The sequence below is a fragment of the Nonomuraea sp. NPDC003201 genome (genome assembly GCF_053590415.1).
Window position 1 is genome coordinate 1 of the sequence record NZ_JBSFTC010000011.1, and the last position, 26538, is coordinate 26538.

23 protein-coding genes and 1 pseudogene are annotated in these 26538 nt (G+C 70.7%); 12 read left to right on the top strand and 12 right to left on the bottom strand.

All coding sequences use genetic code 11. The features are described 5' to 3' along the window. From ACWDX9_RS07290 to recO, 3 genes and pseudogenes are all read right to left on the bottom strand, one after another. Nucleotides 1-561: pseudogene (locus ACWDX9_RS07290) on the bottom strand (ABC transporter permease); the annotation flags it as partial. A gap of 111 nt (nucleotides 562-672) precedes the next feature. Continuing rightward, the gene (locus tag ACWDX9_RS07295) at nucleotides 673-1446 is read right to left on the bottom strand and encodes an isoprenyl transferase (RefSeq protein WP_350725046.1); all 774 of its coding nucleotides are present in this window, start codon (nucleotides 1444-1446) and stop codon (nucleotides 673-675) included. Then, entirely contained in the window at nucleotides 1443-2177 is a 735-nt protein-coding gene (gene recO / locus ACWDX9_RS07300) for a DNA repair protein RecO (protein WP_364239917.1), read from the bottom strand. The genes ACWDX9_RS07295 and recO overlap by 4 nt, the downstream gene beginning before the upstream one ends. A gap of 140 nt (nucleotides 2178-2317) precedes the next feature. On the opposite strand from recO, the gene ACWDX9_RS07305 reads away from it, so the two are divergent. Further along, the gene (locus ACWDX9_RS07305) at nucleotides 2318-3829 is read left to right on the top strand and encodes a CDP-alcohol phosphatidyltransferase family protein (RefSeq protein ID WP_363967364.1); all 1512 of its coding nucleotides are present in this window, start codon (nucleotides 2318-2320) and stop codon (nucleotides 3827-3829) included. Continuing rightward, the gene (locus tag ACWDX9_RS07310; RefSeq protein WP_449950064.1) at nucleotides 3826-4548 is read left to right on the top strand and encodes a DUF5941 domain-containing protein; all 723 of its coding nucleotides are present in this window, start codon (nucleotides 3826-3828) and stop codon (nucleotides 4546-4548) included. Before ACWDX9_RS07305 ends, ACWDX9_RS07310 begins: the two co-directional genes overlap by 4 nt. A 500-nt stretch (nucleotides 4549-5048) precedes the next feature. On the opposite strand, the gene ACWDX9_RS07315 is transcribed toward ACWDX9_RS07310, so the two are convergent. Further along, entirely contained in the window at nucleotides 5049-6212 is a 1164-nt protein-coding gene (locus ACWDX9_RS07315) for a methyltransferase domain-containing protein (protein WP_449950067.1), read from the bottom strand. A 338-nt stretch (nucleotides 6213-6550) separates the two neighbouring features. On the opposite strand from ACWDX9_RS07315, the gene ACWDX9_RS07320 reads away from it, so the two are divergent. The 3 genes from ACWDX9_RS07320 to ACWDX9_RS07330 all read left to right on the top strand — a co-directional run bounded on the left by ACWDX9_RS07320 (nucleotide 6551) and on the right by ACWDX9_RS07330 (nucleotide 9740). Then, nucleotides 6551-7387, top strand: a complete 837-nt coding sequence (locus tag ACWDX9_RS07320) for a hypothetical protein (protein ID WP_449950069.1) — start codon at nucleotides 6551-6553, stop codon at nucleotides 7385-7387. Continuing rightward, complete coding sequence (locus tag ACWDX9_RS07325; protein WP_449950071.1) at nucleotides 7384-8244, top strand: vWA domain-containing protein; 861 nt, start codon at nucleotides 7384-7386, stop codon at nucleotides 8242-8244. Before ACWDX9_RS07320 ends, ACWDX9_RS07325 begins: the two co-directional genes overlap by 4 nt. A 110-nt stretch (nucleotides 8245-8354) precedes the next feature. Continuing rightward, nucleotides 8355-9740 (top strand): glycoside hydrolase family 16 protein, encoded by a 1386-nt coding sequence (locus tag ACWDX9_RS07330; RefSeq protein WP_449950074.1) that lies wholly within the window; start codon nucleotides 8355-8357, stop codon nucleotides 9738-9740. Nucleotides 9741-9745: 5 nt separating this feature from the next. On the opposite strand, the gene ACWDX9_RS07335 is transcribed toward ACWDX9_RS07330, so the two are convergent. Next, the gene (locus tag ACWDX9_RS07335; RefSeq protein ID WP_449950077.1) at nucleotides 9746-10747 is read right to left on the bottom strand and encodes an isopenicillin N synthase family dioxygenase; all 1002 of its coding nucleotides are present in this window, start codon (nucleotides 10745-10747) and stop codon (nucleotides 9746-9748) included. Nucleotides 10748-10825: 78 nt separating this feature from the next. On the opposite strand from ACWDX9_RS07335, the gene ACWDX9_RS07340 reads away from it, so the two are divergent. Beyond that, a complete protein-coding gene (locus ACWDX9_RS07340; RefSeq protein WP_449950079.1) occupies nucleotides 10826-11998 on the top strand; it encodes a hypothetical protein in 1173 nt (390 codons plus the stop codon). 21 nt (nucleotides 11999-12019) lie between these two features. On the opposite strand, the gene ACWDX9_RS07345 is transcribed toward ACWDX9_RS07340, so the two are convergent. Further along, nucleotides 12020-14365, bottom strand: a complete 2346-nt coding sequence (locus ACWDX9_RS07345; protein ID WP_449950082.1) for a GH1 family beta-glucosidase — start codon at nucleotides 14363-14365, stop codon at nucleotides 12020-12022. A gap of 91 nt (nucleotides 14366-14456) precedes the next feature. Here ACWDX9_RS07345 and ACWDX9_RS07350 point away from each other — a divergent pair, with 91 nt between their 5' ends. From ACWDX9_RS07350 to rocD, 3 genes are all read left to right on the top strand, one after another. Continuing rightward, a complete protein-coding gene (locus ACWDX9_RS07350) occupies nucleotides 14457-14942 on the top strand; it encodes an Lrp/AsnC family transcriptional regulator (protein WP_355201945.1) in 486 nt (161 codons plus the stop codon). A gap of 123 nt (nucleotides 14943-15065) precedes the next feature. Beyond that, nucleotides 15066-15863: a dimethylargininase gene (gene ddaH / locus ACWDX9_RS07355; RefSeq protein WP_449950086.1), complete on the top strand. Its 798-nt coding sequence runs from the start codon at nucleotides 15066-15068 to the stop codon at nucleotides 15861-15863. 2 nt (nucleotides 15864-15865) lie between these two features. After that, nucleotides 15866-17080, top strand: coding sequence for an ornithine--oxo-acid transaminase (gene rocD / locus ACWDX9_RS07360; RefSeq protein ID WP_449950088.1), 1215 nt, complete (start codon nucleotides 15866-15868; stop codon nucleotides 17078-17080). Nucleotides 17081-17268: 188 nt separating this feature from the next. Here the strand turns inward: rocD and ACWDX9_RS07365 are convergent, their stop codons facing one another. The 4 genes from ACWDX9_RS07365 to ACWDX9_RS07380 all read right to left on the bottom strand — a co-directional run bounded on the left by ACWDX9_RS07365 (nucleotide 17269) and on the right by ACWDX9_RS07380 (nucleotide 21472). Further along, a complete protein-coding gene (locus tag ACWDX9_RS07365) occupies nucleotides 17269-18543 on the bottom strand; it encodes a CU044_5270 family protein (protein ID WP_449950091.1) in 1275 nt (424 codons plus the stop codon). Further along, nucleotides 18536-19114, bottom strand: a complete 579-nt coding sequence (locus tag ACWDX9_RS07370) for an RNA polymerase sigma factor (RefSeq protein WP_449950094.1) — start codon at nucleotides 19112-19114, stop codon at nucleotides 18536-18538. The genes ACWDX9_RS07365 and ACWDX9_RS07370 overlap by 8 nt, the downstream gene beginning before the upstream one ends. Before the next feature lie 91 nt (nucleotides 19115-19205). Continuing rightward, the gene (locus ACWDX9_RS07375) at nucleotides 19206-19919 is read right to left on the bottom strand and encodes a class I SAM-dependent methyltransferase (protein WP_449950097.1); all 714 of its coding nucleotides are present in this window, start codon (nucleotides 19917-19919) and stop codon (nucleotides 19206-19208) included. A gap of 5 nt (nucleotides 19920-19924) precedes the next feature. After that, entirely contained in the window at nucleotides 19925-21472 is a 1548-nt protein-coding gene (locus ACWDX9_RS07380; protein ID WP_449950100.1) for an alkaline phosphatase D family protein, read from the bottom strand. 206 nt (nucleotides 21473-21678) lie between these two features. Between ACWDX9_RS07380 and ACWDX9_RS07385 the strand changes: the two genes are divergently transcribed. Beyond that, nucleotides 21679-22956, top strand: a complete 1278-nt coding sequence (locus tag ACWDX9_RS07385; RefSeq protein WP_449950103.1) for a Glu/Leu/Phe/Val family dehydrogenase — start codon at nucleotides 21679-21681, stop codon at nucleotides 22954-22956. A gap of 119 nt (nucleotides 22957-23075) precedes the next feature. On the opposite strand, the gene ACWDX9_RS07390 is transcribed toward ACWDX9_RS07385, so the two are convergent. After that, nucleotides 23076-24071, bottom strand: coding sequence for an MBL fold metallo-hydrolase (locus ACWDX9_RS07390; protein ID WP_449950106.1), 996 nt, complete (start codon nucleotides 24069-24071; stop codon nucleotides 23076-23078). A gap of 75 nt (nucleotides 24072-24146) precedes the next feature. Here ACWDX9_RS07390 and ACWDX9_RS07395 point away from each other — a divergent pair, with 75 nt between their 5' ends. Further along, the gene (locus ACWDX9_RS07395; protein ID WP_449950109.1) at nucleotides 24147-24773 is read left to right on the top strand and encodes a TetR/AcrR family transcriptional regulator; all 627 of its coding nucleotides are present in this window, start codon (nucleotides 24147-24149) and stop codon (nucleotides 24771-24773) included. A gap of 171 nt (nucleotides 24774-24944) precedes the next feature. Here ACWDX9_RS07395 and ACWDX9_RS07400 read toward each other — a convergent pair whose 3' ends face one another. Then, nucleotides 24945-25391: a MarR family winged helix-turn-helix transcriptional regulator gene (locus tag ACWDX9_RS07400; RefSeq protein ID WP_350725011.1), complete on the bottom strand. Its 447-nt coding sequence runs from the start codon at nucleotides 25389-25391 to the stop codon at nucleotides 24945-24947. Nucleotides 25392-25440: 49 nt separating this feature from the next. On the opposite strand from ACWDX9_RS07400, the gene ACWDX9_RS07405 reads away from it, so the two are divergent. After that, complete coding sequence (locus tag ACWDX9_RS07405) at nucleotides 25441-26520, top strand: substrate-binding domain-containing protein (protein ID WP_449950112.1); 1080 nt, start codon at nucleotides 25441-25443, stop codon at nucleotides 26518-26520. The last annotated feature ends 18 nt before the right edge of the window (nucleotides 26521-26538 follow it).

Consider the following 26538-nt stretch of genomic DNA (forward strand, 5'->3'; position numbering starts at 1 on the left):
GGCCACCGCGGCGACGGCGCCGAACACCCAGCCCGCGACCGTGATCGCGGCCCCGTAGGCGACGGTCCCGACGGGCTCGAACCCGAGCCCGGCGAGCACGGCTCCGGTCAGCACCCCGCCGGCCAGGCTGATCCCGCCGGCGACCAGCAGGGCGGCGGTCAGCGGCGCGTGGCGGCTCACCATGCCGGAGCGGACCAGCTCGGCCCTCCCCTCGTCCTCCTCCCTGCGCGTGTGGCGGACGACCGACATGAGGGCCGCGAGCGCGCTCGCCACGTACAGGAACCCGCCGCTGCGCCACGTCGCGATCACCTCCAGCCGGGGCTCGATGAGGCCGCCGCCGAGGGCCCGCAGGAAGACGTTCCTGGTGGCGAGTTCGACATAGGTGAGCTTCAGCTCGTACGTGCCCATGGCCCGGTTGACGTAGGACACCAGCGCCAGGGCCAGGGCCACGATCAGGAGGATCCACCAGGGCGCGATGCCCCGCTCGCGGCGCAGCGCCAGGCGGACGAGGTGGCCGGTGCCTGCCAGGGCGCCGGCCCGGCCTTGTCGTGCGTCAGCCATTCGGCATCAGCTCCTACTCACGAGTACAGCAAACTGTTCCGATGAACAGCAGGCTATACCCGCGTATAGGCGACAGCCAGTCCTGGGCCCCGATCCAGAGGTTGGGGCCGGTCAGACCGGGTTGGGGAGCGCCCCGCCGTAGCGCCTGTCGCGCTTGGCGAAGACCTCGCAGGCCTCCCACAGATCCCTGCGGTCGAAGTCGGGCCACAGCCGGTCGAGGAAGACCATCTCGGCGTAGGCCGACTGCCACAGCAGGAAGTTCGAGAAGCGCTGCTCCCCCGACGACCGCACGAACAGATCCACCGCGGGGATCTCCGGCTCGTCCAGGTAACGCGCGAACACCTTCTCGTTGACCTTGGACGGCTTGACCCGCCCGGCCGCGATGTCCTCGGCCAGCCTGACCGCCGCCTCGACGATCTCGGCCTGCCCGCCGTAGTTGACGCAGAACTGCAACGTCAGCTTGCTGTTGCCGACCGTCATCTCCTCGGCCGCCTGCAGCTCCGAGATGACGCTCTTCCACAGCCGCCCCGGCTTGCCCGCCCACCGGACGCGCACGCCCATCGCGTTGAGCTCGTCGCGCCGCCGCCGGATCACGTCACGGTTGAACCCCATGAGGAAGCGGACCTCGTCGGGCGAGCGCCGCCAGTTCTCCGTGGAGAACGCGAACGCGCTCAGATAGGGGATGCCCAGCTCGAGCGCCCCCTCGATGACGTCGAACAGCGAGGACTCCCCCGCTTTGTGCCCCTCGATGCGGGGCAGGCCACGAGACTTGGCCCAGCGGCCGTTGCCGTCCATGATGATCGCGACGTGCTTGGGCACCAGGTCGCGCGGGATCGGCGGGGGCGTCGCGCCCGACGGATGCGGGGTCGGAGGTCGTACGTTCACACAGGCTCCCTTTCGACGTGTCGGAGAGAGCGTATTCCGTGTTCGAGGTGCCATTGCAGATATGCGGCAACGAGCCCGCTGCACTCACTCCGGTGGCGCGACTCCGAGGCGTCGGCGGTGGCCCAGTCGCCACGCAGCAGCGCCGTCATGAGCCCGATCGTCTCCCCGGCGGGCACGGCCGAGCCCGCCGGCCGGCACGCCCCGCACACCACGCCCCCCGCGACGATGGCGAACGCCCTGATCGCCGGTGCCTGGCACTTGGCGCACGCGTCGAGCGCGGGAGCGTAGCCGGCCACGGCCAGCGAGCGCAGGAAGTACGCGTCCAGGACCAGCCGGGCCTCGTGGGCGCGTTCGGCCAGCGTGCGCAGCCCGCCCACCAGCAGCAGGAACTGCCGCAGCGCCGGCTCCTTCTCCCCGTGCGTCAGCCGGTCGGCGGTCTCCAGCATCGCGCTGCCCGCGGTGTAGCGGGGGTAGTCGGCCGCCAGCGCCTCGCCGTAGGGTCTGATCGTCTCCGCCTGCGTGACGACGTCGAGCGTACGGCCGACGTGGAGCTGCAGGTCGACATGCGTGAACGGCTCCAGCCTGGCGCCGAAGCGGGACTTCGTGCGGCGCACGCCCCTCGCCACGGCCCTGATCTTGCCGGTGCGCTTCGCCAGGATGGTGACGATGCGGTCGGCCTCACCGAGCTTCTGTGTGCGTAGAACTACGCCTTCGTCACGGTAGAGACTCACTCGGACATCTTACGGCCGCGCCGAAGCGACGTTACGGGCATGCTCTGGTGACGCGACTTTACGTCACCCTCACTAGACTTTGACGTCTGTCCCCGGATTACCCGTTGTTCAACCCCCCGCTACCGCCTCGAAAGGGAGTCATGACCCGCGTGGTCCTGCTGGGCGCTTCGCCCGGCCCCGACACCTCTCCGACCGGCCTGAGGCTGGCCGCGCTGCCCGGCACGCCCACCGTGGCCGAGCGCCTGCGCAGCCAGCTCACTTCCCTGGATCCGCGGCTCGCCACGATCGAGTCAGGCGACGTGGCCGCCGCCCTGCGCGCGCTGGCCGACGTCGCGGAGACCGCGACGGAGAACCTCTTCATCATCCCGGAAAACTCTGTCATCCACGACGAGCTGATCTACCAGATCACCAAGGCCAAGCGCGGCGCGCTGGCGCTCGTCGCCAAAGAGCCCCGGCCGGAGGTGACAGAGGAGGAGCCGCAGGAGGACATCGTCCCGATCGACGAGGCAGAGCCCGAGATCGGCCTCGGCCGCCTCGAAGGGCTGCCCATCCGCTCGCGCGTCGGCAAGTCGCGCGTGGTCTCGGTGGGCACCGCGCGCCACGCCGTGACCAGGCCCAACGCCATCCTGCTCGGCCCGCTGCACCTGAGCGCGCGCAACGCGCCCATGCTGGCGCAGACCTGCCGCGAGCTGGCCGCGATGGCCGACACGTTCGGCGAGGACGACGACCTGCTGCAGCTGATCGTGTTCGGCCTGGTGCGCAACGGCGTGTCGGTCGGCATCAGGGGCCGGCGCGACCTGTTCTACCGCCGGGTCACGACCCAGGAAGAGGTCAACGAGGCCGGCACCGAGATGGCCGGCATGAACGAGGACCGGGCCAGGCTCAACAACGCGGTCAAGGGCGCCGACGGCTTCTTCACCACGTACTTCGTCTCCACCTACTCCCGCTTCATCGCCCGCTGGGCGGCCCGGCGGGGGCTGACGCCCAACCAGGTGACGCTGATCTCGATCACGCTCGGCGTGGCCGCCGCAGCCTGCTTCGCCACCGGCGACCGGCCGTGGATGGTGCTGGGCGGTGTGCTGATCTACTTCGCGTTCGTGTTCGACTGCGTGGACGGGCAGGTCGCCCGCTACGCGCGTAAGTTCGGCGTGCTGGGGGCCTGGCTGGACGCCACGTTCGACCGGTTCAAGGAGTACGTGGTCTTCGCCGGGCTCGCCGTCGGCTGGGTCGTCTCGGGCAACAGTGACGACATCTGGATCCTGGCGCTGGCCGCGATCGGCCTGCAGTCCGTACGCCACCTGCTCGACTTCTCCTTCGGCGTCTCCAACCGCCGCAAAGCCCCGTCCCCGCTGCCCACGCTGGCACTGGACGCGCCCGACGACCGCGACCTGCGTCAGGCCCTCACGCGCCGCAAGGTCGAGCGCAGCCAGGGTCTGCGAGGCGTGCTCAAGATGTGGACCAAGGCCGGCAAGTTCCGCGCCGTCCACTGGGCCCGCAAGATGATCGTCTTCCCCATCGGCGAGCGGTTCGCGGCCATCGCGATCACCGCCGCCCTCTTCGACGCCCGGATCACCTTCATCACCCTGGTGATCTGGGGCTCCGTCGCCGCCGCCTACACGCTCACCGGACGCCTCATGAGGTCGCTCGTATGATCACCCAACCGCAGGCCATGGCCACCCCCACGCCGGACCCCGACGAGGAACGCCGTCGCATCCAGACCGCCCGCCTGCTCGCCTACCGTGACGACGGCCCGCTCGCCCACGTCCTCGCCGGCAAGCTCGGCAAGGGCCTGCCGCCCGTGCCCGCCACGCTCGTGGCCCTCCTGGCCGTGCTGGCCTTCCTGGTCACCGGCCTGCTCGACCGGGGCGGCCCGATCCTGCTCCTGCCCGTCGCGACGACGCTGCTGCTCGTGCTGCCGACCACGCCGCGCGACCACCTGGGCCGCTTCGACTGGCTCACCCCGCCGCTGCTGCGCGGCGCCGAGTTCCTCGCCGTGATCTCGATCGGCCTGGCCGCCGAAGCGCCCAAGTGGCTACTGTTCGTGCTCGTCTACGTCGTGGGTTACCACACGTACGACACCGTCTACCGGACCCGGCAGAGCATCTGGCCGCCCGCCTGGGTGTTCCACGCGGGGCTGGGCTGGGAGCTGCGCCTGCTGGTCATCGGCCTGGGCGCCGCGCTCGGCATCCTGACGCCGGTGCTGGCGGTGCTGACGGCGTACCTCTTCGTGCTGTTCGCGGTGGAGAGCGTGACGAGCTGGGTCCGCCTCGACAAGGCCTCCGCCCAGGCGGGCGCCGACGCCGAGCAGGACCTCGAGGCCTCCCCCGAGGACCAGCTCGAACAGGCCACCGGCGAGGCCGACAAGGGCTGACCCCACACGCGGCCCGGCTTGCCGACGCCCGCCCCGAGCACAAAGGGCCTCCCGAGGGAGCGCTTCGCGCTCGGGGCTCAGGCGTTCTTATGGAGGCGCCTTCCGGCGCAACCCCCGCGCCTACGGCGCCATCGCGCAGCCCACCCCTTGACCGACGAGGCGGTGGGCCGACTGACGCCCACCCAGACCAACCCGCCTCCGGCCAGGACGCAACACCGCTGAACGGCAACCCGACGACCTGCCGTAGGCTGCCGCCGCCCCATGCCGCGATCGGTCCAGAACTGCTGGTCGGATCCGGGACGCTTTGACGAGACCCACCTGTTCCTCGCGCTGCCCACGACGACGAAAGACCGCTGACGGTCGATCTGCTGGATCACGCCTTTGGCATCTCGATGATCTGGACGACCGACAGCGGCTGGGCCGGCGACCAGGTCAACGTCGCGCTTGGCAGGGCGAGCACGACGGATTGGATCTCAACCTCAGCGCCCGATTCGGGCAACCTAGCTTCCGTGTGGCAACGGGCGCTGAATCGCGCGTTCTGGGGCGTCGAGCCAGATCCGCTGCCCACCGGGGGTGACGGTCATGCCGAATCTGTCACGACCTGGCTCTCCCCAGCTCACCCAACGGAAGTAGGCGTCTGTGACCTCCTCCCACAGAGGACGGTCACCGAGCTGGTACACCTCATAGTCCTGATGACCGGGTGCGTAGGTGATCAGCGTCCACACGCCAGGATCGCTCTGGTCCATCACCCATAGAAAGAGCTGGTCGCCATCTTCTTTGAAGGTGACCTGCAAGCCCGTGACGGCGGCCATCACCAGCAACGCGCCTGCGGGAGCGTAAGCGATCGTGCGCGGGTCGATCCGCGTGATGAGGTCCTGGCCGCTGCCGTCGTCCGGGATGGCATCGGGCGGGCGCTGGGAGCGCATCATCATATACGCCGCGAAACCAGGGAATCGGCCATGGGCGATGCCGTCCGGCATCACGGTGAGCCGCAGCCCGTGTCCGTTTCCCAGCCCTGGACAGTACGGCAGCACGATCACGCCGCCCGGCCTGGTCTGCTCGACCCAGGCATGGGGCACGGTGCGGACGCCACATGTGACGTGAACTCGGTCGAACGGCGCACGGTCTGAGCAGCCCTTCGCGCCGTCACCAATGATCATGTGTGGCTGGGCACCGGCTGCGGCCACGTTCTTGGCCGCCTGCTCGGCGACCGCCTCGTCCACCTCGATCGACGTCACTGACCCGTGCTCACCGACGAGGTGCGACAGCAAGGTGGCGGTCCAGCCGGTGCCTGTGCCGATCTCCAGCACTCGCTGCCCTGGCACCGGATCCAGCCACCCCAGCAGGTCCGCGACCGTGCTGGGCGCGGATGACGAGGAGGTGGGGTCGTTCGAGCCTGGCATGATCTCGCCTGCCCCGTCGCCGACCTGGGTGACGATGACGGAGTCGCTGTAGACGGCGTTCCACCATGCTTCCGGGTCGGCGTCACGGTCGATGATCTGCTCGACCTCTGCGGCGCCGAGAAGGGCTTGCGCATACACGGGAATGAAGGGGTGGCGGGGCACAGCCCGCATCGCATCGAAGATGCGTTCAGTACGTTGAGCGGCCGGCGGAATTTCCGCGATCATCTGCTCGATCCGCTGCCCAACGTTCAGCGGTGTCACTTCTTATTACCGCCGTGCTGGCCGCCACTTGGGTTTTTGTCGCCTTGCTGGGGCTTGACCGGCTCCGGCTTGAAGGGCTTGTCCTTCTTCTTGTCACCTTCGTGCTTGCCCACGCCGGGCCTCCCACTCGCCGAGATGGCTGCTCACCGTGAGCGTAAGACTACGTATCGGCATGGACAAGTGTCTGTTCCGACGATGCTCACTAACTGATTGGCCGCCTGTCCACGCTCGCCGCGGGCCATGAGGCGATGCGCGGACGGTGACATTGCCGCCATTCCGGAAAGTGGCCGTTTAGTCTGGGGGCAGGACACGGATCCGGCCGGAGCCTGGAGACGCGGATGGCGTTCTTGTCGCGGCTGTTCAAGCGGGGCGATCCGCCGGCCGAGCGGGAGGAAGCGCGTCGGCGGGGGATGCGGGACGCACGGGAGCATCCTTTGGGCGAGTTCACCGATCCGGAGTTCCAGCCCGCCTACGTCACCGAGGTCCGGGCCCTGGCCCGTGAGCAGGTCACCGAGGTCGATCGGCGGCTGGCGGCCACCCGTACCGCGATCCTGGAGCGGGCGCTGGGGGCGCGCGAGGTGATTCTGCAGGAGCTGGCCAGGAGTGACACGCGTCCGGAGCCGGCCCCCGCCAACGGTCACGTCCCTGATGAGGTCGACGAGCAGCCGGACGCGTTCATCTCGATCGCGGAGGCGAGAGCGCGGCGGACGGAGGCGCGGCGGCGGGCCGTGGTGGCGGAGGCGAACGTCGGCATGCAGCGGGCCAGGGCCCGCATCGAGCACCTCACCCAGGAGTGGGAGAGCGCGCTGATCGAGCGCGACCACGAGGTGGAGGCGGTGTACGCCAGGGCCGAGCAGCTCATCGCCGCGTACAAGGGCGGGGTGTTGCGGGCCCATCCGCGCAGGGAGGAGATCCCGTCCTTATGGAAGGGCGAGGTCATCGCGATGGGCGCCACGGGTGAGACCGCCACGGCGGTCTCCGGGCGGGAGGAGATCGCGCGGATCCTGCGGGAGGTCGAGGACCGCATCGAGGTGTGGCACGCCGAGGTGATGCCCCGCGAGCTGCCGGGAGGGGCGCGCCGCCAGCTCTCCCCGCCGCCGCCCGCCGATCCCGCCGATCCCGCCGATCTCGGTGTCCCGGAGGACCGCGATGTGACCGGCCAGGAGGGCGTGTGAGGGCTGAGGAGCGTGACGGCGACGACGGGACCCGGGCGCGTGGGTCGCACCCCGGCAGTACCGGCAGCAGTACCAGCAGCACCGATCGCATCGACCGCACCGGCAGCACCGGCAGCGGTGGCGCGCAGGCTACGCCCGGGCCGGTCTTCCGTCGGGCCGGCGGGGCGGTGCTGGCGGTGCTTGTCCTGGTCGCCGCCACCGTGGCGGCGTGCGGGACGGAGGCCAAGGCGGTCTGCGGCGTGATCGTGGACTCGACCAGCTACGCCGACCCCGCCACCTCCAGGAACGACGTCACCTCCAAGCTGCCCGCCTTCGCCCAGGGCTGCGACTGGATCGGGTTCGCGGCCGTCACGGGCAGCTCGGAGAGCAGCACCTGCCGCCAGGACCCGGTCTCCATCGCCGCCACCCAGGCCGAGAACCCCAACGACAACCCCGTGGTCGAGGACCGCGTCAGGGCGCACCGGATCACGGAGGTGGTGCCAAGGGCGGTGAAGTTGTTCGGCTGCCCGGCGGAGGGCGAGGGCTCCGACGTGCTGGGAGCCCTTCGGTACGTGGCCAAGCAGCTCGGCGCGCAGCGGCAGCCGGACAGGCCGCACCGGCTCATCGTGTTCAGCGACCTGATCAACAACCGGGGGGACCTGAACATCAACAAGCTGGACCTGAGCGAGAGCGCGCGCAAGCAGAAGATCAAGGAACTGCGGGACGCGCGGCTGCTGCCCGACCTGACCGGGTACTCGGTGGTCGTGCACGGCTTCCTGCGGGAGAAGACGTCGAGCCCTGACCGGTTCCCGCTGCTCGAAGGCTTCTGGAGGGAGGCCTTCGAGGCGTCCGGCGCGAGCACGGTGGATCTGCTCTAGGAGAGCGCGCTCCCTCCGGGTACGCAACGTTGACAGCAGGTAAATGCTGTGTTGACATCGGCCAAGAGAGCGCTCTCTCTCACAAGGCCCCCACCCCCCATGGAGCAACGATGACAACAGCCCTCCGGCACCGGCGCCGACTGGCGGCGGTGGCCGTGGCGATCGCGGCGCTCAGCGGCCTGCTCGTCAACGTGGCCGTCAGCGCCTCGGCCGCCGTCCCGCCCACCCCGTCCGGCTGGTCGCTCGTCTGGTCGGACGACTTCGACGGCGCCGCCAACACGCTGCCCTCGTCTACCAACTGGATCGTCGACACGGGACACGCCTACCCCGGCGGCCCGGCCAACTGGGGCACCGGAGAGATCCAGAACTACACGTCCAGCGCCTCCAACCTCAGCCTCGACGGCGGGGGCAACCTCCGCATCACGCCGCAGCGCAGCAGCTCGGGCGAGTGGACCTCGGCGCGCATCGAGACCAGGCGGGCCGACTTCAAGCCCGCCGACGGCCGGATCCTGCGCATCGAGGGCCGCATCCAGATGCCGAACGTGACCGGCGACGCCGCGCTGGGCTACTGGCCGGCGTTCTGGGCGCTCGGGGCGCCGTACCGGGGCAATTACTGGAACTGGCCGGGCATCGGCGAGTTCGACATCATGGAGAACGTCAACGGCATCAACGCCGTCTGGGGCGTGCTCCACTGCGGCGTCAACCCGGGCGGGCCGTGCCAGGAGACGACCGGCCTCGGCGCCAACCGCGCCTGCCCCGGCTCGACGTGCCAGGCGGCCTTCCACAGCTACCGCTTCGAGTGGGACCGCAGCGTGAGCCCCAACCAGCTGCGGTGGTACGTGGACGGGCAGCAGTTCCACAGCGTGAGCCAGTCGCAGTTCGACGCGGCGACCTGGTCCAACATGACGGGGCACGCGGGCTACTTCCTGCTGCTCAACGTGGCCATGGGCGGGGCGTTCCCCAACGCGCTCGGCGGCCAGACGCCCACGGCGGCGACCGTGCCGGGACGGCCGATGCTGGTCGACTACGTGGCGGTGTGGCAGAGCGGCAGCGGCACCCCGCCGACGAACCCGCCCGGGGGCGTGGACGCCCGTTCGACGATCCAGGCCGAGCAGTACCAGGCGCAGTCGGGCACCATCGTCGAGACCACCACGGACACCGGCGGCGGCCAGAACGTCGGAGCGATCGCCAACGGCGACTGGCTCCGCTTCGACGGCGTGAACTTCGGGACGGAGGCCGCCCGCCAGTTCAGGGCCAGGGTGGCGTCCGGGGCCGCGGCCGGGGTGAGCGGGCTGGTGCAGGTCCGGCTGGACAGCCCCACCGCCGCTCCCATCGGGGACTTCGCCCTCGCCAACACGGGCGGATGGCAGAGCTGGCGTACGGTGCCGGCCAACATCTCGGGCGTGACCGGCACGCACACCGTCTACCTGACCTTCAGCAGCGGTCAGCCCGCGGACTTCGTCAACGTCAACTGGTTCACGTTCTCGACCAGCTGAGGCCCTCAGAGCTTCTCGAAGAGGCGCGGGAAGACCTTGGAGACCTTGGACAGCAGGTACTCGCCGTAGGTGCCGGTGAAGTCGACCTGGCCGTCCCAGCGATGGCCGGGGGCGTACGGCAGCGGCGGTACCTCGCTGTCCCAGCCTGGGTCGAAGAAGAACGGGAAGCTCAGGCGCTCGTTCCCGCTGCGGTTGCGCACCCGGTGCGGGGTCGAGCGGTAGTGGCCGGCGGTGAGCTTGTCGAGCATGTCGCCGATGTTGCAGACGAAGGTGTTCTCCAGGGGCGGGGCCTCGATCCAGCCGCGCCGGGTGCGTACCTGGAGGCCGCCGTTGGCGTCCTGGAGGAGGAGGGTCAGCAGGCCGTAATCGGTGTGCTCGCCGACGCCCCAGGTGTCGGGGTCATCCGGTGGGGCGGGCGGATAATGAAATATCCGGAAAAGCACGGTCGGCTGGGCGGTGTAGCCGGAACGGAAGTAGTCCTCGTCCAGGCCGAGGCTCAGGGCGATCCCCGACATGACGGCCTGGGCGAGCGCGGTCATCGAGCCGAGATGGTCGAGCACGGCGTCGCGGAGCTCGGGCACCTGGGCGGGGAACAGGTTCGGGCCGTGCAGCGGCAGCGGGCCCGGCGGCTCCTCGGCGCCGAAGTAGATGCCCTCCTTCAGGTCGGGCCGCCCCGAGGTCAGCTCGCCGCCGACCGGGAAGAAGCCGCGCCAGGCCTTGCCTCCCCGTTCCATGGAGATCTCGGCCTTCACCTCTTCGGGCAGGGCGAAGAAGCGCCTGCTCGCGGCGTCGAGCCGGCGCGGGAGGTCCGGCGGCACGCCGTGGCCGGAGACGTAGAAGAAGCCGCTGTCCCGGCACGCCTCGCCGATCGCCTCCGCCACCGCACGCTTGGCGGGGCCAGCGGCGACGGCATCGGCAGGATCAGCGGCGGCGGGGCCGGTGGAGTCGGCGGCGGCGGGGTCGGTGGCGAGCAGGGGCGAGACGTCGATCACCGGCAATTCGCTCACACCGTCATTTTGACATCCGCCCGCTTCCGGGACCCGGTGGCGCACAATCGAAAGCAGGACCCCGCGGTAGGAGGCCTGATGCGCTTCATTCGCCGGAAACAGGACGACGACGTCGAGCCTGGCCAGGTCACCCGCATCACGCCCGCCGTGGCGTACGACGGCGACCTCTACCACCTGCCCGACTGGGCGCGGCGCCGCCATGAGGAGCGCGAGCTCGGCCGCGGGCACGCGGGCGACGGGCAGATCGACACGCTCACGCTCCAGACCGGCAGCGTGCCGCGCTTCCACGAGCTGGAGGACGAGCGGCTGGCCGAGCTGGCCGAGATCGAGGACCGTACCGAGCAGGAGATCCAGCGGGCCCGCGCCGAGTTCGAGTCGCAGAAGATCGGTCTCGCCGAGTCGCAGCGGGCGTTCGGGGAGGCGCGCAAGGCGCTGGACGACAGTCAGCGCCAGGTCACCGAGCTGGAGCAGCCGAGCCGGCGGCCGGGCGACGGGCGGCCCAGCTCCATCGCGATCTCGGGCAGCCGCTGGCCGGTCGTCCGCCGCTGGCTGCCCGCCGCGCTCCTCCTGCTGCTCCTGCTGATCGTCGAGGTGCCCATCCTCTACCAGGTCATCCTCAACTGGGGCGACAGCGTGGCGATGACCGCGCTGCTCGCCGCCGGCGCCGCTCTGATCATGCTGGTGGCGCCGCACATGTACGGTCGCGCGTTCCGGTCGTGGCAGGAGCACGGCAGCCCGGCGAAGGGGCGGTGGCTGCTGGCCGGGGTGGCGCTCGTCTGGCTCGGCCTCATCGTCGCCGTGGCCGTCCTGCGCCGGGACGCCCTGGTCAAGCCGCTGGTCGTGGACGGCCAGGACATCGGGCCGACCTCGGAGGGGGTCAGCCGGTTGCCCACCATGATCCTGCTCCTGGCCCTCCTGATCGCCACCGCCCTGATCGCCGCCGACCTGGGGCGGCGCATGCACAACCCCAACGACCAGCGGTTACGGGAGCTGCGGGCCAAGCGTGACGCCGAGGCCCGCGCCTGCGCCGCCGCCCAGGCCGCCTACCAGCGGGACGCCGGGTACGCCGAGAGCATCGCCCAATACCTTCAGGCGGTGGACCGGCGCAGGGCCGGCCGGCTGCGCCAGCTGGACAGCGGCTTCGACAGCCTGGCCACGGCGTACCTGGGAGGCGTGGTGGAAGGCCTCAAGGACCCGGAGGCGGCCAGCTGGGCCGAACGCATCGTCCTCCACCGCCGCACCCGCTCCTGACTCCCGTACCGGTACGAGGGCTCAGCTCGACTCCCTGACCACGAGCCGGGTCGGCAGCACGACGGAGGTGGTGTGGCGGCCCTCCAGCCGCGACAGCAGCAGCCGCGCGACGGCCAGCGCCTGCTCCGCCAGCGGAACCCGCACGGTGGTCAGCCCCGGTGTGGTGGCCGAGGCGGCGTCGATGTCGTCGAAGCCCACGATCGCCAGGTCCTCGGGCACCCGGCGGCCCAGCTCCCGCGCGGCCTGCAGCGCCCCGATGGCGAGCTGGTCGGTGGCGGCGAACACGGCGTCCAGCGCCGGCTCGTCGCCGAGGAGCTGCCGGGCCGCCGCCGCGCCCGAGGCGCGGGTGAGGTCGGCGAGGGCCAGTAACGGCTGCGCGCCCGCCCGCTGCAGCGCCGCCCGGTGCCCGGCCAGGCGGTCCTGGACGGCGACCAGGTCCATCGGGCCGCAGATCATGCCGATGCGGCGGCGCCCGCTCACGAGGAGGTGCTCGGTGGCGGCGGCCGCGCCGCCGGCGTTGTCCACGTCCACGTACGGCACCAGCGAGGCGACGGCCGGCTTGCCGAGGAGCACGATCGGCACGTCCGTACGCGAGAGCCGCTCGGCCAGCGTGTCGCCCCGGTCGGGCGGCAGCAGCACGACGCCGTCCACCAACCGGGCCTCCGCCTGCTGGACGATGCGCCGGTGGCTCTCGGCCGTGTCGGCCAGCATGAGCGTGATCTGCTTGCCGGCGCCCTCCAGCATGCTGGTGACGTACTGCACGACGGCGGCCGTCAGCGCGTCCCCCTGCCTGGGGACGGACAGGACGAGGGCGATGGCGTTGGTCCGCCGGGTGACCAGGCTGCGGGCGGCGGCATTGGGCACGTAGCCGAGCTCCTTGACGGCCCGCATCACCGCCGTACGGACCTCGGGGCTCACCGACGCCTCGCCGTTGACCACGCGCGAGACGGTGGCGCGGGAGACGCCGGAGCGGGCGGCCACGGTCTCCAGGGTGGGCCGCTTGGGCCGGGTCTCGGTGAGGCCGTTGCGCCGGACGACGTCGCGGTACCACAGCGCGCTGTCCTTCGGCCGCCGTTTCTGGGTGGCGAAATCGACGTGCACGAGGCCGAACTTCCGCTGGTAGCCCTCGGTCCATTCGAAGTTGTCGAGCAGGGTCCAGACGAGATATCCGCGAACGCGGGCGCCGTCCTCGACGGCCGACAGCAGGGCCCGCAGATGCTCCTCGACGAAACTGATGCGTTCGACGTCGTGAATGCCGTCGCCGGTCACCACGTCGACGAAGTCGGCGCCGTTCTCGGTGACCATCAGGTCGAGCTCCGGATATTCCGCGGAAAGGCGCCGCAGCACCAGCGAAAGGCAATTGGGCACGATCGGCCAGCCCATCGCGGTGACCGCCGTCGGAATGGTGCAGAACAGCACGCCCTCGCTTCCCGGATAGGCGGAGGCGGCGGGCTCGCTGGGCTGGGCCTGCACCACGGAAGGCGAGTAGTAATTGATGCCGAGCAGGTCGAGGGGCTGGGCGATGGTGTCGAGGTCGCCGTCGCGAATGTGGTCGAGGCCGCCGTTGCGCTCGATGATGGGCAGGATCTCGGCGGGGTACGAGCCGCGCAGCATCGGCTCCAGGAACTGCCGGTTGGCCAGGGCGTCGATCCTGGCCACGGCCTCGGCGTCCTCCTCCGACAGCTGCCTGCCGAAGTCGCTGACCTGGGCGGGCGTCAGGACGGGCGAGAGGTTGAGCACCGTCCCGACCCGGGCTGCCCCGCCGGAGCGCAGGGCCTGCGCGGCCAGCCCGTGCGCGAGCATCATGTGGTGGGCGCTCCTGAACGCCTCGGCGGCCGATTTCCGGCCCGGCGCGTGGCTTCCGTCGCCGTATCCCAGGAAGGCCGCCACCCACGGCTCGTTCAGCGTGAACCAGGTGTCGACCCGGTCACCGAGCCGGCCGTGCACGGCGGCGGCGTAATCCGCGAAACGGCGGGCGGTGTCGCGGGACGGCCAGCCGCCGAGCTCCTCCACCGCCTGCGGCAGATCCCAGTGATAAAGGGTCGCATAAGGCGTGATGCCGGCCGCGAGAAGCGCGTCGAGCAGCCGGTCGTAAAAGTCGAGGCCGGCCTCGTTCACCTTGCCCGAGGCGTCGGGGAAAACCCGCGGCCAGCTCACCGAGAACCGGTAGGCGGCCATTCCCAGGTCTTTCATCAACCGCACGTCTTCGGGATAACGGTGGTAATGGTCGCAGGCCTCGGCGCGGTCGGCGGAAAAGATGTCCCAGATGGACGGCCCCCGGCCGCCGGCGGACGTCGCGCCCTCGATTTGAAAGGCCGAGGTAGAGACTCCCCACACGAAACCCTCGGGGAAGCTTGCGGTGCTCATTTTGGCGGAACCCTCCGATGACTGTTTGCCCGCTCAGTCTCCCGCGTGCCGCTCGTCGCGCGCCAGCCTGGCCAGGCGGTATACAGAGCGCGTGGAACTGGATCGGCTCGATCGTGACATCATCGCGGCGCTCGTCGAGGACGCCCGTGCGACCTTCGCGGACATCGGACACCAGGTGGGGTTGAGCGCGTCGGCGGTCAAGCGCCGGGTGGACCGGCTGCGCGAGACCGGGGCGATCACCGGGTTCAGCGCGAGGGTGGCGCCGCAGGCGCTCGGCTGGACGACCGAGGCGTACGTGGAGCTGTTCTGCCAGGGCAAGACCAAGCCGTCGGACATCGCGCTGGCCGTGGCGAAGTTCCCCGAGGTGGTGGGGGCGGCCACGATCACGGGCGAGGCGGACGCGCTGCTGCACATCAGGGCCACGGACGTGCGCCACGTGGAGCGGGTGATCGAGCGCATCGCGGCGCAGTCGTTCGTGGTGCGGACCAAGAGCTCCATCGTGCTCTCGCGGCTCGTGGACGCACCTCCCGGCACCTCCGTTCCGGAGCCGCGCAACGGATCGCCTGCTCAGCTCTGAAAGACGCAACAGACCCGCGCGAACACGCAATGCCAAACACTTGGCCTGCATAAACATGCATTCTTAGGCTGTCTCCGTCCCTTCGAAAAGGACATCCACCCATAAACCTCGACGGAGACCTGCATGCCCAAACACTTCCTGATGTGCCGTCCGGACTACTTCACGGTCGAGTACGCGATCAACCCGTGGATGGACCCCGAGGCCGGTGCGGACCGCGACCTGGCGGTCCGGCAGTGGGAGGGCCTGAAGGCGGCGTACGAGGAGCTCGGACACCGGGTCAGCCTGATCGACCCGATCGACGGGCTGCCCGACATGGTCTTCGCCGCCAACGGCGCGCTGGTCGTGGACGGCCTCGTCTACGGCGCCCGGTTCGCCCACGCCGAGCGCGGCCCCGAGGGCCCCGCCTACCTGCGGTGGTTCACCGAGCGCGGCTACCCGGCGCGCGAGCCGCTGCACGTCAACGAGGGCGAGGGCGACTTCCTCACGCTCGACGACGTCATCCTGGCCGGCACCGGCTTCCGCACGGACGTGGTGGCGCACCAGGAGGCGCAGGAGTTCCTGGGCCGCCCGGTGATCTCCCTGACGCTGGTGGACCCGCGCTTCTACCACCTGGACACGGCGCTGTTCCCGCTCGACGGGCGCAATGTCGCGTACTACCCGGAGGCGTTCTCCGAGGGCAGCAGGAAGGTGCTGCGCAAGCTGTTCCCGGACGCGGTGATCGCGACCGCCGAGGACGCCGAGGTGCTCGGTTTGAACGCCGTCAGCGACGGCAGGAACGTCGTCATCAACGCCGAGGCGTCGAACCTGCAGCTGGAGCTCAAGCGACGCGGCTACGAGGTCATCCCCGTCGACCTGTCGGAGCTGCGTAAAGCAGGTGGCGGACCCAAGTGCTGCACACTGGAGATCAGGGGGGAGAACTGACCATGACCACCAGCGCAGAGCTCATCGAGATGAGCGAGCGCCGTAGCGCGCACAACTATCATCCGCTTCCCGTCGTGATCCACGAGGCGCACGGCGCCTGGGTCACCGACGTGGAGGGCAAACGATATCTGGACTGCCTGTCCGGCTATTCCTCGCTCAACTTCGGCCACGGCCACCCGAAGATCATCGAGGCCGCCCGCGACCAGCTCGACAACCTGACCCTGACCAGCCGCGCGTTCTATCACGACCAGTTCGCGCAGTTCTGCGCCGGGCTCGGCGACCTCACGGGCAAGGACCTGATCCTGCCCATGAACACCGGCGCCGAGGCCGTCGAGACCGCCATCAAGGTGGCCCGCAAATGGGGCTACGAGGTCAAGGGCGTCGAGCCCGACCAGGCGAACATCATCGTGATGGAAGGCAACTTCCACGGCCGCACCACCACGATCGTGAGCTTCTCCACCGATCCGGAGGCACACGACAACTTCGGGCCCTACACGCCGGGCTTCCGGCTCGTGCCGTACGGCTCCACCGAGGCGATCAGGCAGGCCGTCGACCCGAACACGGTCGCGGTGCTGGTCGAGCCGATCCAGGGCGAGGCCGGGGTGCTCGTGCCGCCGGACGGGTACCTGAGCGAGATCCGGGAGCTCTGCACCGCGCAGGGGATCCTGATGATCGCCGACGAGGTGCAGTCGGGGCTGGGGCGCACCGGGCAGACGTTCGCGTGCGACTACGAAGGGGTCGTGCCCGACGTCTACGTCCTGGGCAAGGCGCTCGGCGGCGGCGTCGTACCGGTCTCGGCCATCGCCGCGAACCGCGACGTGCTCGGGGTCATCCAGCCCGGCCAGCACGGGTCCACGTTCGGCGGCAACCCGCTGGCCTGCGCCGTGGGCATCGCGGTCATCGAGCTGCTGAACACCGGCGAGTTCCAGGCCAGGGCCGCCAAGCTCGGCGAGGTGCTGCACGCCCGGCTGCGCGAGCTGATCGGCAAGGGGGTCGTGGAGGTGCGCGGGCGCGGGCTGTGGGCCGGCGTGGACATCGACCCGGAGCTCGCGACCGGGCGCGAGGTGTCGAAGGCGCTGATGGCGCGGAGCGTCCTCGCCAAGGACACCCACGGCTCCACGATCCGCCTCGCCCCGCCCATCGTGGTCTCCGAGGAGGACCTGATCTGGGCCGTCAACCAGCTCGCCGACGCGCTCTACGAGCTCAACACCGCCTGACCCGGTTTCAGAAAGCCGACCCGGTTTCAGAAAGCCGACCCGCCGTTCGGGGCTGAGCTTCGCAGGGTCTTTACGGCGGAGCACGGGAGGGCCCAGCCACCGCACGTGGCCGGGCCCTGTCCAGGGAGACGCTTCTCCGGTTCACGGGGCCGGGCGCCGTAACGGCGCCCGGTTGCCTGTCTGGGTGGTCATTTGCCGGCCGGGGACGCCTTCGCGGTCGGCTGTGTCGGCGACGCGTCGTCCGACGGCCCCACTGTGATCGTCGGCTCGTCTGACGGCTCCACTGTGATCGTCGGCACCGGCGCGGACGGATCCTCCGTCGCCTTCAGCGTGACCGTCATGGTCGGCACCGGCTCCGTGACGGCCTCGTCGCTGGGCAACGCCGACGGTGCGGCCGAGCTCGTCTCGGCCGGGGCGGGCTCGGCGCTGGACGGGGCGCAGACCGCCGCCTGCCCCTTGTCCGACGGCGTCGCCTGCGGCAGCACGTCCACCACCGACGTCTTGAGCTGGGCGGTCAGCGCCAGCACGCTCCCCTTGGGAGCCCGGGCGAGCCGGTCGTCCACGACCGTCTCCCGCTCCCCCATGAACACGTGCGTGGCCGGGTCGAAGATGGCCTGCCTGAGGATCCCCTGGGGGTCGACCCGCCCGAGCGCCACCCCCTTGCGGCCCGACGAGTCCTCCACCCCCTCGGCCACCTGCACGCCGGGGATCGACTTGGCCGCCTCGAAGAGCGCGTCGCGCTGCGCCTTCGGCAGGTACGTCTCCCTGACCAGGTCCGTCAGGTGGTCGAAGGCGGCCCGGTCGTTCTCGTCGCCCTTGGCCTCGACCGCCGCGGCGGGCATCTTGTAGAGGCGCGCCCGCATCCCGGCGACGTCCGTCGGCAGCGTGCTCAGGTAGGTGTAGTCGGTGCGGTTCTCGCCCAGCTGGGAGGGGCAGGCCGGCAGCACGTGCCAGTCGGAGCCCTGCCAGTCCTTGGCGTCCGCCGGCAGCTGCTCGCCCGGCCACGGCCGGGGCTCGCGGCCCTCGATCAGCAGCAGGCCGTTCGCGCTCCCGTCCACCGACTGCCAAATCTTCCTGTGGGTCCGGTAGAGGTGGCGGGTGGTCTCGCCGCTCTGTCCGGCCGACATCGACCTGTACATGGTGTCGGACTCGATCAGGATGAACTGGCCGGGGCGGGGAGCCAGTTCGTCGGACGACGACACGGCGGCCGACTGGGTCACCGCCGTGGCGGGGCCGGTGCTCCCGTGGCCCTGGTTCGTCAGGGCCACGGCCACCCCGCCGACCAGCGCGACCGTGACCCCGAACGCGGCCGCGGCCTGCCAGCCGAATCCGGGCAGGCGAAAGCGGCCCCCGCCACGCGCCTCCGCCAGCAGCCGTTCCCGCGCCGTGGCCCTCGCCTCGTTGCCGTACGGCGGCACGGCGGGCCGGCCGTCGGCGAACATGCGGATCTCGTCCTCATCCATGCTGGGGCTCCTCTGCTGCGAAGGGATCGGTGCCGCCGAGAGCCCTGCGCACCTTGACGCGGAGCCTGTGGAGCCTGGACCTGACGGTGCCGACGGGCACGCCGAGCGCGAGCGCCGCGTCCTCGTACGTCAGGTCCGCCCACGCCACGAGCAGCAGCAGGTCGCGCTCGCCCGCGCTGAGCCGGGTGAGCGCCCTGGCCAGTTTGGGCTGGAGCTGCTCGGCGGTCACCCGATCCGCGCTGCGGTCGTCGAAGGTGCTGGGGCGCTCCACGTTCACCTTGGCCATGGCGGCGGTGCGCCGCCGTTCGGCCCTGCGGTGCTGGGCGACGACATTGGTCGCGATGCCGTATAACCATGGCCTGGCATCGGGCCACGAGCGGTCGTAACGCGCCCGCCGGCGGAACGCGACGAGGAACACCTCCCCCGTCACGTCGTCGGCCAGCTCGGTCCCGAGGCGCCGGGCCGCGTACCTGTGGATCTCGTCGGCGTGCCGGTCGAACAGCGCCGCGAAACTCTCCGGGTCGGCCAGCGAATGCCCGATCAGCGTCGAGTCATCCAGCGTCTCAGGCACATCCTGAACACCCACCACTCTGCCGGTCCTCTCTCATGCGGTCACCCTGTTGTTGGCCGCACGCCGGAGGGCGGTTCCACTTTTCTTGCGGCTACGGGAGGCGCCACACCTCCATCCCCTCCGGAGCCGGCTCCGGGGTGAAGCCCGCGCTCTCCAGCTCCGCGACCAGCCGCTCCCGAGCGGGCCAGTGGTTCGTGAGGACCACCTCGTCCTCGCTGATGGCCACGCCGTGCTGCCTGATCCGGTAGACGAAGCGCGTGGTGACGCTCTCCCCCTCGGCCTTCAGCACCTGCCCGGCCACCTCGTACGCGTGCCTGCCGACCTGGTACGACCCCATGACCTCCAGATCGCCCGGCACCGGCGCGGACCGCTCCCGCCAGTTGAACACCAGCCGCCCGCCCGGCTCCAGCTGCCTGGCCAGCACCTGCCACAGGGTGGCCCGCTCCTCCGCGTCGAAGCTCTGCAGGACGGAGATCATCACGACCGCCTCGACCGGTTCGTCCACCTCCACGTCGAGCGCCCCGTACGGCAGCACGGTCACCCGCCGCAGCGTCGCGGGGTCGGACGCCAGGCGGGAGACCAGGACCGAGCGCATGCCCAGCGACGGCTCCAGCGCGTAGATCTCGGCCGTCGTCTCCCTGGCGATCAGCTCGGTGATCAGGCCGGTGCCCGCGCCGATCTCGAGCACGCTCCGCCGCACCCCCTTCAGCAGCAGGGGAAGCAGCTCCCGCACCATCGGGACATGCCCGTCCTCGTGCCAGAGGTCGTAGAACGGCATGGCGGCGGCGTAATCATCCTTGTGCATGCGCTTCAGCGTAGGCGGACGGAGTCGATCGGCCTGACCGCATCGCCGACGGACTCGTACCAGGTGACCTCGTCGGGCAGGGTCAGCGTGGCCACCGCGTTCTGGAACCAGGGCCCCTTCGTCACCCGCCATCTGAACGGCGGTTTCGGGATGCCCGCCAGCCGCGCCAGCAGGCCGCCGACCAGCGTGGCGATCGAGAACTGGGTGAACACGTTGGCCCAGCGGAGCAGGCGGCTGAGCGGGTTGCGGATCGGCGAGCAGACGATCTGGTAGATCTGCCCGGCACCGGCCTTGGCCAGGTAGGAGTAGTGGACGTCGCCCGAGAGGATCAGCACGGGCCTGCCGGCCTTCACCAGCAGCCTCGACAGGTCCTCGAACGAGCGCCGGAACGCCGCCCAGTGCTCCAGGTCGATGGCCTGCCGGAACTTCTCCGACCACCGCCGCGCCAGAGGGCCCCACTTGCCGTCGCACAGGGCCTCGTTCCAGTTCTGCACGCCGTGGACGCCCTCGGGGAGGAGGAACGGGATCGACGAGCCGATGATCAGCCGCTCGGCCGGGGCGGCGACCTGCTCCTCCAGCCAGGCCCACTCCCCCGGGTCGAGCATGCGGCGGTCGCCGGGCGTGAGCTGCCTGGCGCATCTGGTGTCCACCATGATCAGGCGGGCGTTGCCCAGGTCGCGGGCGTAGCTCCAGCGGTTGCTGCTCGGCTCGGCGTCGGCCTTCTCCGCGAACTCGTCCAGGGCCGCGCCGCCGTCGCCGTCCATCAGCTTGCGCAGCAGCGGGTCCTCCGCGCGCTCGGCCGGCGAGAGGTTGCCCAGGTGCTGATAGATCCAGTACGCTCCCAGCCCCGCGACGACGCGGCGCTGCCACCACGGCACGGCGGCCATCTGCTCGCGCCAGGGCTGGGAGGTGTTCCAGTCGTCACGCAGGTCGTGGTCGTCGAAGATCATCGCGGACGGGACGGTGGACAGCAGCCAGCGGATCTCCTCGTCGGTCCAGGCCAGGCGGTAGAGCTCGGCGTACTCCTCGAAGTCGGCGATCTCCCCCTGCGGCTCCGTGCTCCTGCGGCCGCGAATGTATTCGAGCATCGCGGGCGAGGGGTTGTCGGCGTAGACCTGGTCGCCGAGGAGCACCAGCAGGTCGGGCCACTCCTCGTCGTCCGCGGTGGGGAGGTGCTCGCCATAGGCGCGCAGGACGTCGTCGCCGTGGGTGAGGACGTACATGGCGTCATGCGGGACGCTGGTGCGGCACGAGCCGAACGCGAGCTTGCGCACCCCATCGGCGGGCAGCAGCCGGATCCGGCTCGGCGGGCGACCCGCCAGAGGCCATACCTGCTCCCCGTCGAGCCTCACCGAATACGACCCGATATCCTGGCAGAGTTCAACGAGATCCACGATCGCGTAGTGGTGACCGTGCACGGTGAAGGTAGGCGACCGGTAAGACCTGCCGTCCGCCTCGATGGCGACCGTGCAGGGCTCGGCGGTCTCCACCCAGATCGAGGCGCTGACGGAGTCCACGTATCGCAGCATCGGCCCCATCACGAGTGCGGGCATCTCACTCCCCGAGATATTCACGATTCAGCACACTGACCGGACGCAAGCCTGCCAGAGTGGCACGGTCCACAGCACCTCGGGATTTCATCGACCGCTAGGCAAGGTCAAACCCTCCGCCTTAGGATGATCGAGACAAGCACGCCCAAAGCGGGAGGCAAAGGCGCTTCCCTCTTAAAAAGGGCGTCATAGCAGGAGGATTCTCTTCCATGAGCATCATGGTGCCGTCAAAGACGCCGGCCCTGATCACCCCGGGCCGTCAGGCCCTCGACTCCGCACTCCACCAACTCGACCAGGCCGCCGAGCAGCTCGGACTCGACGACGGGCTCCGCACGATGCTGGCCACGCCCCGGCGGTCGCTGACCGTCTCGGTCCCGGTCCGGCGCGAGAACGGCCGCCTGGACGTCGTGCAGGGCTTCCGCGTCCAGCACAACGTCTCGCGAGGACCCGCCAAGGGCGGGCTCCGTTTTCATCCGGACACCGACATCCACGAGGTCACCGCGCTCGCGATGTGGATGACGTGGAAGTGCGCGCTGGTCGGCATCCCGTACGGCGGCGCCAAGGGCGGCGTGGCCGTGGATCCGTCCACACTCACCGAGCGCGAGCGGGAGCGCATGACCCGCCGCTACGTCAACGAGGTCATGCCGCTGATCGGCCCTGAGCAGGACATCCCGGCTCCGGACGTCGGCACCGACGCGCAGACCATGGCCTGGATCATGGACACCTACAGCGTCCACACCGGCTTCCCGGTGCCCGGCGTCGTCACCGGCAAGCCGAAGACGCTGGGCGGCTCGCACGGACGCAGGTCCGCCACCTCGCGCGGCGTGCAGATCGCGGCGCTGGCCGCGCTCGGCCGCTCACCCGCCGGCAGCACCGTCGCCGTGCAGGGCTTCGGCAAGGTGGGCGGGCCGGCCGCGCAGTTCCTGGCCGACGCGGGTTGCAAGGTGGTGGCCGTCTCCGACGCCACGGGAGCCGTGTACGCACGCGGCGGCCTCGACATCCCCGCCCTGGTCGCGTACGCGGCCGAGGCCGGGGGCGTGCGCGGCTTCCGCGAGGCCGACGCGCTGACCCATGACGAGCTGCTGGAGCTGGACGTGGACATCCTCGTCCCGGCGGCCCTCGAAGGCGCGATCACCGAGGCCAACGCGCCCCGGATCCGCGCCCGGCTGATCGTGGAGGGCGCCAACGGCCCCACCACGCCCGAGGCCGACGAGATCCTGACGGCCAACGGCACCACGGTGGTGCCCGACATCCTCGCCAACGCGGGCGGGGTGATCGTGTCCTACCTCGAGTGGGTGCAGAACCTGCAGGCCTACTCGTGGAGCGCCGAGGAGGTCGAGCGCAAGCTGCGCGAGCTCATGCTGGAGGCCTTCGCCGAGGTGAAGTCGGTGGCGGCCGAACGCGACCTGACGCTCCGGCAGGCGGCACACGTCATCGGCGTGGGCCGCGTCGTCGAGGCCCACCAGCTCCGCGGCCTCTACCCGTAACCACACCTCAGTCCCACCGACTGAACCGAGGGTGGGCGCGCCACCACCGCGCGCCCACCCCTCCCCGAAGAACCCCGGCCCCCCTGCGACGGTGGCGCGGACGTAGCCGCGGCACCCGCCTACTGGTGCTCGTAGAGGCGGTAGGTGGCCAGGACGTTGAGCCGGTGGAGGTCCCGGCAGAGCGCGAGCATCCCCTGCTCGGCCAGTTCCCGCGGCACCGGATAACGAGCCAGGGCCGCCGCCAGGCCGGGATCGAGCGCCTCCGCCCACGGGTCAGTGCAGGCCGCGTACGTCTCCTCCAGGCTGCGCCCCGCCCGCACACTGGCCAGCACCTCATCGTGCAGCCGCTCCAGATAGCCGATGAGCGCGTCCACCGCCGCCGGCCCGTCGCCCATCGGCCCGTGGCCCGGGACGATCGTCTCCAGCTCGGGCAGGGCCTCGCGCATCCTGCGCAACGACCCCAGGTACGGCTCAGGACCACCCTGGAGCAGCATGTGGGCCGTACCCGCGTGACAGACGAAGTTGCCGGTCCACGCGGTGCGGGTGTCGGGCACGTACACGACGGTGTCGCCCGGGCCGTTGCCGGGGCCGAAGTGGTGCAGCTGGACCACGCGCCCGCCGAGGTCGATCTCCGCGTACGCGTCGAACACGAGGTCGGGCCGGCGCCACGTGGTGACCGCGTCGAGCAGGGCGTCGTCACCGTACATGTTCGCCAACCTGGTCCGCTTCTCGTACGCGAGGTCGGACATGTTGTCGCGGTTCGTCCGGGACGAGACGACGACGACCTCGTCGGGGAACGCGGCGTTGCCGAAGCTGTGATCGCCGTGGTACGTGGTGTTGACCAGGTAGTGGAGGGGCCGGTCGGTCAGGTCGGCGGCGATCGCCTGGATTTTTGCCGAAATTTCGGGTGTGATCCCGGCGTCGACGACCAGCGCCGCGTCCCGCCCGGCCACCACCCCGTTGTTGTCCTTCGGCGGGAGGCTCGCCATCAACGCGTACACACCCTCGGTGAACGCGTGCGGCACCAGCTCCAGGCCCACCGGCGACAGGTTCGGCCCGCCGTAACCGGCCGGCCGCTCGGCGATCTCACGCTCGGGAATCCGCGAAGTGAACATTTCCGCTCCCATCTCTCTCCGTGTCTCTAAATTAATCGAACGAGCGATTATTTTTCAAGGTGATTGGATGTCCTCGTGAGCAGCATCACCAGCGGCCGCCGTCCGGGCCGTCCTTCCAAGGCCGAGGCAGGCGACACCAAGGCCGCACTCCTGGACGCCGCACTACGCCTGTTCGCGCAGAAGGGGTACGCGGGGACCTCGATCAGGGCCATCGCCAGAGAGGTGGGGTTGAGCGAGAGCGTCCTTTACGCGCACTTCGCCAGCAAGCAGGCGATCTACGACGCGGCCATGTCCCTGGCCGGCCCGCAGGCGGCCGACGTGGCGCTCGACCAGGCCCCGGACGAGCCGGCGGCCTTCGTCGAGTCGTTCGCGGCCCGGGTGCTGGCCGCGTGGGACACCCCGCAGTCCAGGCAGGTCATGAGCCTGGTCTCACGTGACGGCCTGATCCACGACGACACCCTCTCCGTGGGCATCGAGAACGTACTGGGCCATCTCGCCGAGGTGTTCGCGCGGTGGCAGTCGGAGGGGCGGATCCGTACGGACCTGGGCACTCCCGACGACCTCGCCTACGCCCTGCTGGCCCCGATCGCCCACGCCCGGCTGCTGTGGCTGCACGGGAACGCCACGGAGGCCCAGCGCGAGCGCGCCCGCGACCGCATCAAGGCCCACGCCGCCCTGTTCGCGAAAACGCTCACTCCCTGAACCCACCACGACAACGGCGGCAGCGACCCACCGCGCCCGCCCTCTCCAAGGGCCCCAGCCCCCGTCGGCGGCGCGCCCAGCGACCCCGCCGACCGTGGTGAGGTCCCTTTGGGGAAGGAGTGCAGGAAACGCCCGACCTTCGCCCCTCAAGAACCCCGGTGGGACCGGGCGTCAGACGCGGAGCTCCGCGTAGTCGAGGGCCTCCATCAGCCTCTCCAGGTCGCGCATGAGCTGCTCCGTGCGCTCCCGCCCGAACGCCCCCGCGATCAGCCCGTGATGCTCGGCCACCGCCCCGTCCACCCGCGCGAGCAGCTCCGCCCCCCGGTCCGAGACGAACACCGCCACCCGCCGCCGGTCGCCCTTGGACGGTCCGCGATAGACCAGCGCCCGGTCGATCAGCCGGTCGATCGCCTTGGTCAGCGTCGGGTGCGGCATCAGCACCGCCTCCGCCAGCTCGCCCATCGAGTCGCCGTGCCCGTCGGCCAGCGCCCGCATGATGCGCCACTGCTCGACCGTGACGTCCTCGCCGGCCAGCACCGCGGCCAGCCCGCGGTTGACGCTGCGCTCCGCACGGCTCAGCAGGTAGGCGAGTGAGGACCCGAGCCCAGAGGTGGTCATGGAGAAAGGTCCTTTCATCGGAGAGCTAGAACGGAGGATACTCGTCGGCGTGGCGGCGACCGTCGATCCGTTGGAAGCGCGGCTCATACCGTCGGAGTCGATCAGGATCGGCCTGGTCGTGCCCGTGTCAGGGGTGCTCGGCCTGATGGGCCCGTGCGCGATCAACTGCGCGGTGCTGGCCGCCGAGGAGGTCAACGCCGGCGGCGGCGTGCTGGGCAGGCCGGTCGAGCTGGTGCTCATCGACGGCGGCCGGCCCGCGCGCCAGGTGGCGGCCGAGGTGGCCGGGCTGGTCGGCTCGGAGACGGTGCAGGCCGTCGCGGGCGCCCACGCGAGCGACGTGCGGGTGGAGGTCGTGGCCGCGATCGCCGGGCGGGTGCCGTTCGTGTACGCGCCGCCGTACGAGGGCGGCGGCCACGCGCCGGGCGTCTACTTCCTCGGCGAGACACCCGGCAGGCAGCTCGCGCCGGGCATCGAGTGGCTGGCCGGCGCGCGCAAGGCGCGCCGCTGGTACCTGCTGGGCAACGACTACGTCTGGCCGCGCCTGGTGCACGCCAGCGCCCGCGGGCGGCTGCGCGCCCGGGGCGCGAGCGTGGTGGGCGAGAGCTTCGTCCCGTACGGCGAGGCCGTCAGCCGGCTCGACCGGGTGGCGGACGCGCGGCCCGACGCCATCCTGCTGACGCTGATCGGCAGCGACCTCATGGCGTTCAACCGGGCGTACGCGGCCGCCGGGCTCGGCGCGGCCCGGCTGTGCGGGGCGCTGGAGGAGCACGGCCTGCTGGGCGTCGGCGGGGACGTCACCGGCGAGCTGTACGCGTCCATGGGCTACTTCCGCGACCTGTCCACCGACGCCGGTCTCGACTTCGCCGAGCGGTACGCGGCCAGATTCGGCGAGGACGCCCCCATGCTCAACGCCCACGGCCACGGCTGCTACGAGGCCGTGGCGATGCTGGCCGCGCTGGCGGCACGGGCGGGGTCGCTGGCCGTGCCCGCGCTCGACGCGGTCGCCGACGGCACCGAGATCACCAGCGCCCGTGGCACGCTCACGCTGCTCGACCGCCAGGTACGCCATCCCGTGCACCTGGGCAGGGCGGACGGCCTGGGATTCTTTCTAGAGAAACCTTTTCAGTAGAAAGCTTTGGCTCTAGGG